The sequence below is a fragment of the Agrobacterium sp. YIC 4121 genome (genome assembly GCF_002008205.1).
In the GTDB taxonomy this organism is placed as follows: Bacteria; Pseudomonadota; Alphaproteobacteria; order Rhizobiales; family Rhizobiaceae; genus Agrobacterium; species Agrobacterium leguminum.
The window spans coordinates 351,279-365,403 of record NZ_MRDI01000027.1 but is presented as its reverse complement, the minus strand read 5'-3'; the positions used below and the strand labels follow the sequence as shown (position 1 = coordinate 365,403).

General features: G+C 60.1%; 17 protein-coding genes. 5 read left to right on the top strand and 12 right to left on the bottom strand.

Annotated features, from left to right (window positions below; translation table 11 throughout):
- Nucleotides 1–103: 103 nt before the first annotated feature.
- The gene (locus BTE54_RS23435; protein ID WP_078054118.1) at nucleotides 104–1,663 is read right to left on the bottom strand and encodes a VOC family protein; all 1,560 of its coding nucleotides are present in this window, start codon (nucleotides 1,661–1,663) and stop codon (nucleotides 104–106) included.
- Nucleotides 1,664–1,953: 290 nt separating this feature from the next.
- Between BTE54_RS23435 and BTE54_RS23430 the strand changes: the two genes are divergently transcribed.
- From BTE54_RS23430 to BTE54_RS23420, 3 genes are all read left to right on the top strand, one after another.
- A complete protein-coding gene (locus BTE54_RS23430) occupies nucleotides 1,954–2,997 on the top strand; it encodes an ABC transporter substrate-binding protein (RefSeq protein ID WP_078054117.1) in 1,044 nt (347 codons plus the stop codon).
- Between the two features lie 213 nt (nucleotides 2,998–3,210).
- Nucleotides 3,211–3,999, top strand: a complete 789-nt coding sequence (locus tag BTE54_RS23425) for an ABC transporter ATP-binding protein (RefSeq protein WP_162936689.1) — start codon at nucleotides 3,211–3,213, stop codon at nucleotides 3,997–3,999.
- Nucleotides 3,996–4,814, top strand: coding sequence for an ABC transporter permease (locus BTE54_RS23420; RefSeq protein WP_078054116.1), 819 nt, complete (start codon nucleotides 3,996–3,998; stop codon nucleotides 4,812–4,814). Before BTE54_RS23425 ends, BTE54_RS23420 begins: the two co-directional genes overlap by 4 nt.
- Nucleotides 4,815–4,866: 52 nt before the next feature.
- On the opposite strand, the gene BTE54_RS23415 is transcribed toward BTE54_RS23420, so the two are convergent.
- The 9 genes from BTE54_RS23415 to BTE54_RS23375 all read right to left on the bottom strand — a co-directional run bounded on the left by BTE54_RS23415 (nucleotide 4,867) and on the right by BTE54_RS23375 (nucleotide 10,838).
- Nucleotides 4,867–5,553 carry a metal-binding protein ZinT gene (locus tag BTE54_RS23415; RefSeq protein WP_078054115.1) on the bottom strand — a complete coding sequence of 229 codons (687 nt, stop codon included), beginning with the start codon at nucleotides 5,551–5,553 and terminating at the stop codon, nucleotides 4,867–4,869.
- A gap of 166 nt (nucleotides 5,554–5,719) precedes the next feature.
- Entirely contained in the window at nucleotides 5,720–6,541 is an 822-nt protein-coding gene (locus BTE54_RS23410; protein WP_078054114.1) for a mechanosensitive ion channel family protein, read from the bottom strand.
- A gap of 75 nt (nucleotides 6,542–6,616) precedes the next feature.
- Complete coding sequence (locus BTE54_RS23405; protein ID WP_065654120.1) at nucleotides 6,617–7,135, bottom strand: tyrosine phosphatase family protein; 519 nt, start codon at nucleotides 7,133–7,135, stop codon at nucleotides 6,617–6,619.
- The gene (locus tag BTE54_RS23400; protein ID WP_035260757.1) at nucleotides 7,132–7,755 is read right to left on the bottom strand and encodes an HD family hydrolase; all 624 of its coding nucleotides are present in this window, start codon (nucleotides 7,753–7,755) and stop codon (nucleotides 7,132–7,134) included. Before BTE54_RS23400 ends, BTE54_RS23405 begins: the two co-directional genes overlap by 4 nt.
- Before the next feature lie 2 nt (nucleotides 7,756–7,757).
- Entirely contained in the window at nucleotides 7,758–8,606 is an 849-nt protein-coding gene (locus tag BTE54_RS23395) for a folate-binding protein YgfZ (protein ID WP_078054113.1), read from the bottom strand.
- A gap of 122 nt (nucleotides 8,607–8,728) precedes the next feature.
- Nucleotides 8,729–9,496: a hypothetical protein gene (locus tag BTE54_RS23390; RefSeq protein ID WP_065654117.1), complete on the bottom strand. Its 768-nt coding sequence runs from the start codon at nucleotides 9,494–9,496 to the stop codon at nucleotides 8,729–8,731.
- A gap of 14 nt (nucleotides 9,497–9,510) precedes the next feature.
- The gene (locus BTE54_RS23385; protein ID WP_003501987.1) at nucleotides 9,511–9,768 is read right to left on the bottom strand and encodes a hypothetical protein; all 258 of its coding nucleotides are present in this window, start codon (nucleotides 9,766–9,768) and stop codon (nucleotides 9,511–9,513) included.
- 105 nt (nucleotides 9,769–9,873) lie between these two features.
- Nucleotides 9,874–10,308 carry a TIGR02301 family protein gene (locus BTE54_RS23380; protein ID WP_078054112.1) on the bottom strand — a complete coding sequence of 145 codons (435 nt, stop codon included), beginning with the start codon at nucleotides 10,306–10,308 and terminating at the stop codon, nucleotides 9,874–9,876.
- A gap of 113 nt (nucleotides 10,309–10,421) precedes the next feature.
- Nucleotides 10,422–10,838 carry an NUDIX domain-containing protein gene (locus BTE54_RS23375; RefSeq protein WP_065654116.1) on the bottom strand — a complete coding sequence of 139 codons (417 nt, stop codon included), beginning with the start codon at nucleotides 10,836–10,838 and terminating at the stop codon, nucleotides 10,422–10,424.
- A gap of 132 nt (nucleotides 10,839–10,970) precedes the next feature.
- Between BTE54_RS23375 and BTE54_RS23370 the strand changes: the two genes are divergently transcribed.
- Both BTE54_RS23370 and BTE54_RS23365 read left to right on the top strand, forming a co-directional pair.
- Entirely contained in the window at nucleotides 10,971–11,294 is a 324-nt protein-coding gene (locus BTE54_RS23370; RefSeq protein ID WP_078054111.1) for a YnfA family protein, read from the top strand.
- Between the two features lie 10 nt (nucleotides 11,295–11,304).
- On the top strand, nucleotides 11,305–12,066 hold the full coding sequence (locus BTE54_RS23365; RefSeq protein ID WP_078054110.1) for an SOS response-associated peptidase: 762 nt from the start codon (nucleotides 11,305–11,307) through the stop codon (nucleotides 12,064–12,066).
- Between the two features lie 224 nt (nucleotides 12,067–12,290).
- Here BTE54_RS23365 and BTE54_RS23360 read toward each other — a convergent pair whose 3' ends face one another.
- Nucleotides 12,291–13,583, bottom strand: a complete 1,293-nt coding sequence (locus tag BTE54_RS23360; RefSeq protein WP_078054109.1) for a PleD family two-component system response regulator — start codon at nucleotides 13,581–13,583, stop codon at nucleotides 12,291–12,293.
- A 388-nt stretch (nucleotides 13,584–13,971) separates the two neighbouring features.
- A complete protein-coding gene (locus BTE54_RS25465; RefSeq protein WP_003496883.1) occupies nucleotides 13,972–14,103 on the bottom strand; it encodes a hypothetical protein in 132 nt (43 codons plus the stop codon).
- Between the last annotated feature and the right edge of the window lie 22 nt (nucleotides 14,104–14,125).

The following is a 14,125-nucleotide window of genomic DNA, read 5'->3' as shown; positions in this document are numbered from 1 at the left end:
TCCAATTACGAAGCTGTTTTTAAAGCCCTTTTGGTGAATTTATGCAAGGCCCGGTTGATGAATGGCTGGGTGGCGAGTGGGTGGCACACGCCCTCCCGCCGTGTCAGGAAACATCCGCCAGCCAGCGCCGCGCCGCTTCGATATCGGCAACCCCGAGCTCATGCCCGTCCTCAACCGTTTTCATCTCAGCTCTTGCTCCGCTCGCCGCCAGCCGGCCCTGCAATTCGTGAGCCTTGTCGAGATATTTGTCCCGTTCTCCCGCCACAAGCAGGACATTGCGGCCGGAAAGATCAGCCTGCGGCCATGTTTCCAGAACCGGCATCGGGCGATAGAGCAGGGCGTCTCCGGCAAGTTCCGGATAAAGTGCTGCAAAGGCCGCGTAGAAATTTGCGCCATTGGAATGGCCGATAAACTTCAGTTTCGAACGGTCGAGACCATAGGACCGTATCGCCCCCTGCACGAAGGCGGCGAAGGCTTCCGCTTCCGAGACGATATCCTTCTGGTCGAAGCTGAAATCGGGATTGCGGCGGAACCAGCGGGCGATGTCTTCCTCCGTGCTGCGGCCGCGAACGCCGAGAAGCGTTGCGCGCGGCGCTGCCCGGTGCGCCAGCGGCATCAGGCTGGTTTCGCTGCCACCGGAACCGTGCAGCAGGATGATGGTGCTGCCATCCGGCTCCTCGGGCGTGTAGAAACGGTGCACGAAAGGCAGGTCGCGATAGACGATGCGCTCTTCGCCCGGCATCGCAAATTGCGGCAGGGCGACACGCACATCCGCCTCATCCTTCATGAAGAGCGGCGGGATGAACAGTTTTTCCCCGAGCGATTCCAACGGTTCGTCCACCGTCATGCCCGGCCCGTCGGTCGCCATTTCGATCAGCACGCCGCCCGGTTCGCGGACATAGAGCGAGTGGAAATATTTGCGGTCATGGGCATTGGTGGTGCTGGAATTCAGAGATTTCAGCCCCGTGTGAACCTCGTTCAGCTCGTCCATGTCCTTCGCGCGGAAGGCGATGTGATCGACGGTGCCGGTGCCCGGCGCGCTCGACCAGAAGCCGGTTGCGTCGCGCACATCGATAATGTCGCCGCTTTCGGAAACGAGCCGGCGGATTGCGCCTGCCTGGCTTTCCTGCCGGTAACCGAAATGTTTCTCCAGAAACGCCACGGTTTCTTCCGGCACTTCGCTCAGCACCGTCGCGCCATAGATTCGGCGAATGGCGTCCTCCGCGGAAATATCGTCCGTCACATGCGGCGTGGCATCGGCAAAGGCATGCGTGCCGACCAGCTTGACGATCAGGCCGTCGGGATCCTTCAGCCGGATGACCGGAGCGCCGAACTCATCGGAGGGGCCTTCCGCCCGGATGCCGAATTTCAGCGCCCGCGTCAGCCAGAAGCCGATGGCGGCGGGATCGATGGCCACGGAAATCTCCAGCGTCTGGCCATAACCGACACGGCCCTGGCCGCCATCTTCCCAGACGAGAAAGGTGAGAAGCGAGCCGGGCGAGGCGATATCGTCGCCATAAAGCAGGTGCAGCTGCATGGCATCTTCGAAACCGGCCGTGCGCTTGGCCAGCCTCAGGCCCAGAAAGCCGGCGTAGAAATCCACATTCGCCTGCACCTTCCGGGTAATCATGGTGATGTGGTGTATGCCCAGTGCAGAATTCATCTTGCCGTCCCGCTGTTTCGCCTGCTGTTCGTGGCCCTATTTGTCGCACGCTGCCCCTGATCCGCAACCCCGGCAAATGAGAACGCTGTGTTCTCTGCGTGAACGATCCCGCTTTCGCTTCGTTGCATGCGCGATGGGCAAAATGCCGGCTTTTTGCCTGCCTTGTGCGCGTTTGTGCATATAAAATAAGCATACAAAATAACGGCTATTTTGTATGCAATTTTATCTTGCCTTGAGGGCTGGAATTGGGTCTTATGCAACCAATCCAACAAAACCATCAGGGGGAATAGATGATTTTAACGCGCAGGTTGTTGACCAGAGCTCTGACCATTGCCGCCATCGGTGTAACCGCTGGTTTTTCGCTGCCGGTCGTCGAGGCGCGGGCCGAAACGCCGGTGAAATTCACGCTCGACTGGAAGTTCGAAGGCCCCGCCGCCGGTTTCCTGCTGGCGCTCGACAAGGGTTACTTCAAGGCTGAAGGCCTCGATGTCACCATCGACAGCGGCAACGGCTCGGTGGAAGCCATTCCGCGCGTGGCGACCGGCGCCTACCAGATGGGTTTCGGCGACATCAACTCGGTGATGAAGTTCCTCGACGAAGATCCGAGCCAGAAGATCAAGGCCGTTTATATGGTCTATGAACGCCCGACTTTTGCCGTGGTGGGCCGCAAGTCGCTCGGTGTCACGGGCGATCCGAAGTCGCTGGAAGGCAAGAAGCTTGGCGCGCCGCCGCCGGATGGCGCCTTTGCGCAATGGCCCGCCTTCAAGCAGGTGGCGGGTCTCGATGACAGCAAGATCAAGATCGAATCGATCGGTTTTCCGGTGCGGGAACCCATGCTCGCCAAGGGCGATGTCGACGCCGTTTTCGGCTTTGCCTTTTCGGTGATCCTCAACCTCAAGAAACAGGGCATCGCCGATGACGATATCTCGACCATCCTGATGGCCGAGCACGGCTTGAATCTCTATGGCAATGCGGTGCTGGTAAACACTGATTTCGCAGAGAAAAACCCGGAAGCGGTAAAGGGTTTCCTGAAGGCGCTGGCCAAGGGCTTCGCCGATTCCGTCAAGAACCCCGAAGAGGGTGTGGCGGCCGTGCTCAAGCGTAACGAGACGCTCGACAGCGCCATCGAGCTTGAACGTCTCAACATGGCCAATAGCATGAATATCAGGACGCCCTATGTGGTGGAAAACGGCATGGGCGGCGTCGATCCGGCCCGGCTCGCGGCCTCGCTGGAAACGCTCAAGGTGTCCATGGGCCTGAAGGGCAACGTCAAGGCGGAGCAGGTGTTCGACGCGACCTACCTGCCGTCCAAGGAAGAGCGCATGCTTCCCTGACGCGGAAGAAAGAACGGGCGGGTGCCGCGAGTCTCTTCTCCCCGCCGGGGAGAAGTCCGCGGCAGCGGGATGAGGGGGCGATCTCTCCGTATATCTCTACCGTTGCCCCCTCATCCGACCCTTCGGGCCACCTTCTCCCCCTTGGGGAGAAGAAACAAGCGGCAACGCCGCGGGATTAAACAGCCCGATCAGCAACTTAAAACGGGAACAGCAATGTCACATCTCGTGGAAATAGACAGCGTCGACATGCGCTATGGCGGCTCCGCCGGCACGCTGGCCGTATCCGGCCTGAACCTGACGGTCGACAAGGGTGAATTCGCCGCCGTGGTCGGACCCTCCGGCTGCGGCAAGTCGACCCTGATGAAGCTGGTGACGGGACTGCATATTCCGCAGAAGGGCAATGTCATCGTTGCCGGGCGGCAGGTCACGGAGCCGGTTTCCATTGTCGGCATGGCGTTTCAGAACCCGACGATGCTGCCCTGGCGCACCACGCTTGAGAACATCCTGCTGCCGCTGGAGATCGTCGAGAAACATCGCCGGCGCCTGCGCGCCCACAAGGCGGAATATGTCGCGAAAGCCGAGCGTCTCCTGGAAATCGTCGGTCTGAAGGGTTTTGGTTCGAAGTATCCGTGGCAGCTTTCCGGCGGCATGCAGCAGCGCGCCAATCTTTGCCGGGCCTTGATCCACGAACCGGAACTGCTGATGCTGGACGAGCCTTTCGGCGCGCTCGATGCCTTCACCCGCGAGGAATTGTGGTGCGTGATCCGCGACCTGCACGCCGCGCAGCGCGTCACCATCATCCTCGTGACCCATGATCTGCGCGAGGCGACATTTCTGGCCGACAAGATTTTCGTGATGAGCGCAAGGCCGGGCCGGGTGCTGGCGGAACACCGTGTGCCGTTTGCCCGCCCGCGCCAGCTCGATATCATGTATGACAAGGGTTTCAACGACATGGTGCAGGCACTGCATGGCGAGATCGCGCAGGCGAGGGTGGCGGCATGAGCGCGATCATGGAAGGCACCGTTGCGGCCGAGCCGCGCAAGCCGCTGATTGCCCGCGTCAACTGGGTGAAAGCCGCCCCATGGCTTTATACGCTGGCGCTTTTCCTGCTGTGGGAACTGTTGGTCTACGCGCTGAAAATGCCGCCCACCATTCTGCCGTCACCGGTAAGGGTCGGACAGGCCATCGTGCAATATTGGTCGCCGATCTGGAAGAATTCGCTGCAGACGCTTTATACCACGACGCTGGGTTTCGCCATTGCGGTGGCCGCCGGTCTCGCCATCGGCCTTTTCATCGGCTGGTCCAAAACCATCTATGCCGGGCTCTATCCGCTGATGATCGGCTTCAACGCCATCCCGAAAGTGGCGCTGGTGCCGATCCTCGTCATCTGGTTCGGCATCGGCACGGTCCCTGCCGTGTTGACCGCCTTCCTGATCTCTTTCTTCCCCATCGTCGTCAACGTCGCGACCGGGCTTGCCACCATAGAGCCGGAAACGGAGGATGTGCTGCGGGCGCTTGGCGCAAAGAAGATGGACATCATGCTGAAGGTCGGCATTCCGCGCTCCATGCCCTATTTCTTCGGCTCGCTGAAAATCGCCATTACGCTCGCCTTCGTCGGCTCGGTCGTGTCGGAAACCGTTGCCTCCAATTACGGCCTCGGCAACATGATGAGTTCGGCGCAGAGCCAGTTCAATGTGCCGCTCGTCTTTGCCGGCCTCTTGATGCTCGCGGTGGAAGGCATCGTCATGTATGCGATCATGGCCTGGCTTGAAAAGCGCATGACCGGCTGGGCGCATCGCTCCACCATGGGGCAATAAGGAATGCAGCACGGGCATGAAGAATATGCCCGTGCCGGAATGTCGTGCGAAGTTAATGCGCCGCCATTTCTTCCACAATATCGCCGCCGTCCATCAGGAACGGGTAATAGGTCGGCCAATTGGTCACTTCGTCCAGCAATGCCTTGCGGTCGTTGCCCCAGTACAGATGGTAATGGCCCGCCTTGACCGGGGCGATGGAGTGATCGCTGAACTGGATGAATTGCGGTGCGGCCTCATCTCCGCCGGTTTTCTTGAAGATGTAGCGGACACCGCGATTGCCCTTCTTGTAGGTCAGGATTTCATGGCCATCGCTGACATAGGTGCCTTCAGCGGGCTTGCCGTCCTTATAAAACGCCACGCTGTCGCTCTTGATGACGATGCGGTTCACATCGGTCTTGTAGCCGACTTCGTAATAAGCGCGGTATTCGGCGGCGGTCTTATCGCCGTGGGCCGCCTTTTCCGCCATGACGGAATCGAGTGAGCCATTCAGCAGGTAGGGATAGACCGACTGCCAGTCGCCTTCCCAGTCGGAAAGCGTGCGCGTCTTCACCTGCGCATTCTCGAAATACCCCTTGTAAATCTGCTTTTCAGCCTCGGTCATCTGGTGGCCGTGATCGTGCCCATGGTCGTGGCTGTGGGCTGCGGATTTGTCGCCACCGGCAGCCATTGCAGCGGTCGCCGCCAGCAGCATGGAACCAAGTGCGACTGCGCCGGTGACGCGGGTGAGTATCTTCTCCATTGTTTCGGCCCTCTCATATCGACAAAGATAGTTACGTAATAACATTACGTAACGACCTATAGAGGCCGTATTCACGGGATGCAAGTGTGCGCTCCAAGGTGACGCAACGAAAAAGCGCGATGGCTGTTGCAGCCACCGCGCTTGAAAAAAGGGGAGACGTGAGGTCTCAGGCGGGCTGGGCGCTCACTTCCGCCTTGCGCTCGTCGAAGGCAAGTTTCATGGCTTTCGTCACATCGCGGGTCGTCGCGAAATAAGTGTCGCTGCGCACCCAGTAGCGCAATTTGACGGTGGCGCTGTCGGCGCTGACCGAATCGACGAAGGTGACGGGGGCCGGGTCCAGCAAAACCCGGCTCTCCGAACGCACGACTTTCATCAGCATATCCTGTGCGGCCGCCAGATCCTCGTCATTCTTGACCGTCAGGCTCAGTTCGTGACGGCGCGAGGGAAAGCGGCTGTAATTGGTGATCGGCACGTTCCAGAGCGTGGAGTTGGGCGCGAGACGGTAAAGTCCGTCGCTGGTCTTCAGCTCGGTCGCAAACAGCCCGATCTCGATCACCGTGCCGCTGACTGTGCTGGTCTCGATATATTCGCCGACGCGGAAGGGGCGCAGCACCAGAAGCATGATGCCGGCGGCAATATTCTGCAGCGTGCCCTGCAACGCAAGGCCGATGGCCAGACCGGCGGCGCCAAGGGCGGCCAGAATGGAGGCCGTCTGCACCCCGAACTGGCCAAGCACCATGACCAGCACCAGAATGAGAACCACATAGCGGATGGCGCCGGCGAAGAAACCGGCGAGTGTCGCATCGAAACCGCGAATGCGCGACAGGCCCTGAAATGCCCAGCGTTGCAGGAAGGTGGCGGCCAGCCAGCCGATGATCAGCAGCAGAAGCGCACCGACTACCGAGAAGGAATATTGCACCGCAAGCGCGCTTGCCTGCTGCAACGCCGCCTGCGATGCGACGATGATATCCGTTGCCTGTTGTTCCATGAATTATCCTGTGATTTTCATTGTTCTTCAGGGTTGGTAACGACTGGACGCCGTGAGGGTTCCGCCAAAACCACCTCAGTTGCCAAGCGGCAGCACGAAGGGCACGTTACCATCCGTATCCGCGCCCCTGCCGATTTTTTTGATCGCCGCCACCAGCCGGCCATCGCGCCCGAGCAGACGGTCGCCGATGGCGATGATGCGGGCATTGGGCGTGGCATAGGGCGAGACGGCGCGCAGGCGCAGCGCAAGTTCGATCTCATCCTGGTCCGGATAAAGGCTGAGCGCGGCGATGACGGCGGCGGCGGGTGAGCGGGAAACGCCCATCCAGCAATGGATGAGCAGTGGTGCTGACTGGTCCCATTCGCGGGCGAAATCGATCAGCTTCAGCACATGTGCATCGTCAGGCGCGATGAGATCGGCGGTGCCCTTGAATGCGATGTCGTTCATGGCGAGCGTCAGATGCCGGCCTGCGGCAATGACGGCGGGACGGTGAAAGGACTGCTCTTTGGCGATCAGCGTCACCATTTCGCGGGCCTTGTGTTTGACGGCCATCTCTGCGATCCGCGACAGCGGCGATACGACAATGGCCGTCATGTCGCACTCCCCGTCTTGACGGCACGCATCGCCTCGATGGCCTCGAAACGTTCGATGAACAGCTTTTGCGCTTCGGTTGAGGGCAGGGGCGTCATGTCGAACATGTCGCGGGTAATGCCGCGCGGCAGGCCGAAGAATTTCTGCGCCTCGGCGGTGGAAAAACCGGCAAGCTCCGTCGCCTCGAAAAAAGCGGCGACCGTATCGGCCTTCTTGATGCGGTCCTTCAATTCGCGCGATGCATGCGGCGGCAGGCCGAAACGCAGATGCACGGCCGCTTCCAGCCGTTTTTCCACGGTCTTGTAACCGCCGCCGACCACGGATTTGAACGGCGAGATCATGTCGCCGATGACATATTCCGGCGCATCGTGCAGAAGCGCCATCTGCATGTCGTCAGGCGTCGCGCCTGTGCACATGCGGCAGAAGATGGTCTCGACGATGAGGCAATGCTGGGCGACGGAAAAGGCGTGGTCGCCGCGCGTCTGGCCGTTCCAGCGGGCAACGCGGGCAAGACCATGGGCGATATCGGCGATTTCCACATCGAGCGGCGAAGGATCGAGCAGATCGAGCCGCCGGCCGGACAGCATGCGCTGCCAGGCGCGCGGGCTTTTTGCAGGCGCCACTCTCAGTCCTCCGCCCGCGCTGCCGGATCGGCGGCCGGGAAGGAAAGGCCGCTCCAGGCGGGCAGGGCCACGGTCACGGGAACAGTCTCCGCCAGAAGCGGCGTGCCGGATGCGAGCGCATCGGCAATGCGGTCGATCCGAACGATGGCAAGCGCCCTGTTGCCGCAAACGGTTCCGAGCGTGCCGACCGGTTTTCCATCGGCGGTAATCTCCGTCCCGCTGGTGGGAAGCGCGCCTTCGGCCGAAACGGTGACGACGCGGCGTCTTGCCGTACCGCGATGTTTCATGCGCGAGACGACTTCCTGGCCGACAAAGCAGCCCTTCTTGAAGGAAACGCCGTCATTCACATCCATCAGCACATCATGGGGAAAGGCATCCTGCAACGCATAGTCCCGGCCGGATTGGGCAATCCCATGCTCGACACGGAGCGCATCATAGGCCGCGATGTCGCCGGATGCGGATGCGCCCGGCATACGGTAAAGATCGATGCCGCCCTTGCCGAAACGACCATCCCGAATGCCTGCCGTCGGCGCAGTCTCGTTCCAGAAAACACTCACGCCTTCGACAGTCTCGGCTTTGAGATCGACCGGTGCACGCAGCTTGTACATGGTCAGGCGGCGCAGCAGCGCGTCCTGTTCGGCGACGCCCGTCTCGATCAGATAATCGCCGCCATCGCGCCAGATCAGGAAATCGAACAGGATCTTGCCCTGCGGCGTCAGAAGGGCTGCGGCCCGTGCTTCGCCTTCCGGCAGGTTTTCAACGTCTGCGGTGATGAGGTTGTTCAGAAATTCCTCGGCGCCGCTGCCGGAAACCCGGATCAGGCGGCGGTCGGCAAGAAGGGCGGAAGGCATGGCGTCACCGTTCGGTTCGTCGAGACTCTATGATCTCCGGCAAAAAGCAGATGCGCTTTGCCGGAATGCTCATTCCGCACAGTTAGGATTTTTGCCAGAGAACGGCAAGCACCGCGATGCGATCAATCGCCGGCGGTGAAGAACTTCCACTTGCCATCGGGCGAAATGCCGACCCGGTAGAAGCTGTAATTGCCATATTCCTGCATGTCCGCCAGATCGCCCGCGGTGATGATGCGCAGAAGCTCCACCTTTTCCGGCGCAGTAAGCGTATTCAGCGGCTTTCCGGCGAAATAGGGGAAAACATAGGCTTCGTCAGGCGTGCCAGCATCGATATGGGCATAACCGGTCGACAGCAGGTCGATGATGATCGCCAGCACTTCCAGCCCGTCAGGATCGCCGGAATAGCTTTTCAGCGCCGCAATCGGGTCTTCGCCGTCATTGCCGTCGATGCGGAATTCTTTCTGGCCGGCGGCGATGAAGGGCCGCAGCTTTTCGATATCGCCGGAGGCGGCAGCTTCGATGATCTGCTGGCGCAGCTTGCGCACGGGTTCCGGCGCCTTGGAAATGTCGTGCTCGATCACAACGGACATTTCCGGCGTGTTGTCGGGCTTGGAGGATTGCTGGTTCGCCTGGTTGGCGGAACGGTCCACCAGAGGGTCGGGCAGGGGAATGCCTTCCGAATCGCCTTCGATCTCGTCCGGCTCTGCGGGCTGGGCCTGCTGCGGCTCACCGCCATTCTCAGCCTTCGGCTCGCTTTCGGTGTTCTGCGCCGGCTTCAGCTCGGAAAGGGCAAAGGCGCGGCCTGGCATGCCAATCGGGCCGGCGGTCAGGGCAAGCAGGATGGACAGCAGGGCGGAAGAGCGCAAAAGCCCCTTGCTCAGGCAAGACATGATAGACCCCGGCTTTACTGTATTACCCGCTGCGGCGAAAATTCGCCCTGAAGCATGCGCTGGCGCAGCGATTCCAGCATTGCTTCAGCGCCGGCCTCGCCATGGATACGGATGGTTTCGCGCATGGCCAGAGCGATGGCGGCATCGGCGATGATCTCCGGCTCGATGCCGTCGGCCATGCCGTCAGCCCATGCCTCGTTCTGGTGTTCCAGAGCGACCTGCATCTTTTCATGCACGATCATATCGTCGATTTCGTTACGGCTTGTCTGCATCTTTCATCCTCGACAGGGCGGGCAAGTCCTTACCACCCTGTTAACAACACTAGCAGCCTTTTATCAAAACGGCACGGCCTGCGGCGAAAAGAGGTTAATAATCCTCTAATTTCCGAACCGGGACGCGATTTCCTGCGCGAGTGTTGCCCCTTCGTTACGGTAGTTCTCTTCTGCCATGATGGCGGCGCGTGTGCAACTGGTGTGGATGGCCGCAAAGGAGCGGTATCCACGGTTGAATGCAGCCGTCATGCGCTGACGTCGTTCAGGTTCGTTGGCCGTGTCTGCAGCCAGAAGATCGCTCATCGATCTGCGCCAGTCCTCCGGTCCGGAAGAAGGGCACAGGGTTCTGAGATATTGCACCGCGCCCAGTATCTCCGACAGCCGTGCGAGCTTGTCGTCATAAGGAGCGGGCTTGGGCGGCGCGGCTTCCGCCGGACGCACCTCGGAACCGGGTTTTGAAGGCTGCGCATAAGCGATGCCCTGCCCGGCGGTGGCAAGCATTGTCAGAAAAAGAGACAGGAAGATGGTTGGCCGTATCAAAATTCTATTCTGCCCCACACATACTCGTGAACTATTGGCTCGTGAACTGTTGGCTCGCGACCATCCGGCGGGCGGATCGGCCCTAGATAATAGCGATTCTGGCTGGCTGGCAATCATGCAAGCAGGCGCTCGGCGCATTCGACGACGCTTTCCGGCGCCGGCAGAAGGCGGATTTCCGCCAATGTGTACCAGCCCGCATCCGCCGCATCGTCACCGACAGTCACGAGCGGATCGGCATCGGTTTCCACGGTGAAGACCGACAGGAAATAATGGCTCGTCAGCACCCCTTCGGCGTCGCGGGAGGGAAGATCGTATGTCGCGAAAAGCTGCGGCTTGCGCGCCACGATGCCGGTTTCCTCGTGCAATTCGCGCAGCGCCGTTTCGGCCGGCGTTTCGCCGTCTTCGCCGCGACCACCCGGAAAGGCGAACATGTCCTTCGAAGGCGGGTTGATGCGGCGCACGAGAAGCAGCCGGTCGCCGTTCCTGACGATGGCGGAGGAGGCGGGGCGGGGCTTGATACGGAGAGTCATGAATGGTTTCGCTTGTTTCGGCCGTTGCCGGCCTGTCTATAGTGGTACATGGCTCGGAAAAATTGATTCCGGTTTCCGTGCCGATGCTTATAGTCCGGAACTGGCGCGATTGTGCATGTTAAAGACGGTGGAATGAAGGTCTATCTTATCTATGTCCTGGCGGCTCTTGCCGAAATTGCCGGCTGCTTTTCCTTCTGGGCCTGGCTGAAACTCGGCAAGACCGGGTGGATATTGCTGCCCGGCATGGTGGCGCTGGCTGCTTTCGCGTGGCTTCTGACGTTGGTGCCGACAGAGGCGGCGGGCAGGGCCTATGCCGCCTATGGCGGGATTTACATTGCCGCTTCGCTCTTCTGGCTCTGGAGCGTGGAAGGCCATGCGCCGGACCGGTGGGATATTGCCGGCGGCGTCGTCTGCCTTGCCGGCACCGCCATCATCCTGTTCGGGCCAAGGGGTTGAGGAGAAATGCATGTGCGGACGTTTCGTGCTGAAGGCGACGCCGGAGGAGATCGCCGATTATCTCGATCTGATCGGCCTTGAGGATTTTCCCGCCCGTTTCAACATCGCGCCGACGCAGCCCATTCTGGTCGTGATGGAGGGCGAGCGACCGGAGCGCGGCAGCAACCTGCCCAATCGCCGGGCCGTGCTGGTCCGCTGGGGTTTTCTACCCGGCTGGGTGAAGGATCCGAAGGATTTTCCGCTGCTCATCAATGCGCGGTCGGAAACCGCCATCGGCAAGGCCTCCTTCCGCGCCGCCATGCGCCATCGCCGCGTCCTCGTTCCCGCCACCGGCTTTTACGAATGGCGACGCCCGCCGAAGGAGGAGGGCGGCAAACCACAGCCCTATTTCATCCGCCCCAAAAGCGGCGGCATCGTCGCCTTCGCCGGTCTCATGGAAACCTGGTCTTCCGCCGATGGCTCGGAGGTCGATACCGGCGCGATCCTCACCACCGCCGCCAATGCCGCGATCGGCCGCATTCACGACCGCATGCCTGTTGTCATCGCGCCCGAGGATTTCAGCCGGTGGCTGGATTGCAAGACCCAGGAGCCGCGCGAGGTCGCCGATCTGATGCGGCCGGTTCAGGATGATTTTTTCGAGATGATCCCGGTATCGGACAAGGTCAACAAGGTCGCCAATGTCGGTGCGGATCTGATCGAGCCGGTGCCGGAAAGCGCGCCGCTGGCGAAGATCAAGCCGGCAAAGGACGAAGGGCAGATGTCATTGTTTTGAAGAATGGTCTGCGCATTTGCGCATAATCGTTTGAGCTGGAAGTCGCCGCATATTTCTTCTCCCCGCCGGGGAGAAGATGGCCCGAAGGGTCAGATGAGGGGGCTACGGAACAGAGATGCGGAGAGCTTGCCCCCTCATCCCGCTGCCGCGACCTTCTCCCCGGCGGGGAGAAGAAACAAGCGGCACGCGCTCGATCCCACGCAAGACTATCTTGTTCAGAAAACTCAGCCGTTCCGCCCGATCTTCTGCAGGCCTTCCTGGATCATGATGTCGGAATAAACGCGGTTGCGGCCATTCGCCTTGGCGAGATAGAGCAGCTGGTCCGCTGCATTCAGCTGGTTGTCGAAGGGTTCGCCCTTTTCGATCTCCACGACGCCGAGCGAAATCGTCAGGGCGAGGCTGCTACCGCTCAGCTGCCGGCCGTTCTTTTCCACCTGTCCGCGCAGCTCCTCGCAGAACTGATAGGCGGCGTGCGCATCCAGCCCGCGCAGGAACACGGCAAACTCCTCGCCGCCCAGACGGGCGGGAATGTGGCGTTGCTCGTCACACATGTCATGCAGCAGTTCGGCCAGCTTTTTCAGCGCCCTGTCGCCGGCATCGTGGCCCAGCGTGTCGTTGATCTTCTTGAAATGGTCGATGTCGAGAATGGCAATGGCGCCGCTCTCGTCATTGCCATTGATGACATCCATCAGCGCCCGCGTGCGCTCGAAGAAGGAGCGGCGGTTCGGCAGGCCGGTGAGATGGTCGCGTTCGGCCAGTTCGCGCAGGCGTTTGAGCTGCTTCAACGTCTCGATATTGTTATCGATACGGCACTGCAATTCTTCCGGCACGAAGGGGCGGTAGACGAAATCCGAGGCGCCAGCCTTCAGGAAGCTTGCCGAAAGCAACCGGTCTGTGGAGGACGATATGCCGATCACCCGCAAATCTTCGGATGAGCGGCTGTCGCAGATGCGGCGCGTCAACTCATAACCGTCCATGTCAGGCATATGATAATCGGTGATGACGAGCTGGATCGTCGGGTTCTGCGACAGGATTTCCAGCGCCTGCTTGCCGGAGTGGGCCTCGCTGACCCTGAAATTTTGCCGCTCCAGAATTTCCACGAGGCCGGACCGTGCCGCGCGCACATCATCGACCACAAGAACGGAGAATAGCTTGTTGTTCAAAATCCGCTGGACGGTTCTTACCACCGCATCGACGGTGCGATGACCGTCCTTGACGATGTAATCGATGATCTTCTTTTCGGCGTAGCGCTTGCGCGCCTCCTCATCCACCGTGGCGGTGAAAACGATGGCCGGCACCTTGCGCTCGGATAGAAGTGCGAGAATCTCGCCCTTCGGCGCATCGGGCAGGTTGAGACCCGTCAGCGCCAGCGTGAAATTATGGGCCTGCATGAGGGTATCGGCTGCGGCCATGCTGTCGCAATGGACGACCTCGGCTTCCGTTTCTTCCGAAAGCCGCGTCTTCAGCAGCATGGAAAGAGCAACGGAATCTTCAATCAGAAGGATTTTATCCTGCATGGCCGTCCCAAGCCCCCCTGGCCTGTCTTCACAATCTTTCCTCAACGCCGAATATTCGTCATCCGCGTGTCTGCGGATTCGAAAGCCGGCTTATGCATTGTTGTGGAAAAAAATGCGGAATAGAAAAGTTCTTTTGTATTCACTAATCTATACGTCGGTGTTCGTATAGCCTTCTTGTGGAAGGCGAGATTTTTACTACACTTTCGTTGCAGCTTCGTTACAGAAGGTCGCGGATTTTATGAAAGACTGACGCTCTGCAGTTTAGCGGCAGTGCTTGAAACAAAAACGGCGCCCGGAAAAGGCGCCGCGTGATTGTCGATTTTCCGTTGGGAACGTTCCGTTTTCCGGACAGTCCGCAAAATTCGAAAAATCAAAAAACCGAATATTTTCAGGCGGTTTTGGCGGCAGGTTTACGCTTCAGCATCAGGGCTGCGGCCGCAACGGCCTTCAGTCCGAGCGGGCGGTAGTGGCTGTTGAGGTCGGGCTTCGCCTGCGGCTGCGCCTTCGTCTCGTTCGTCATTTCTCTCTCTCCACAATTCACG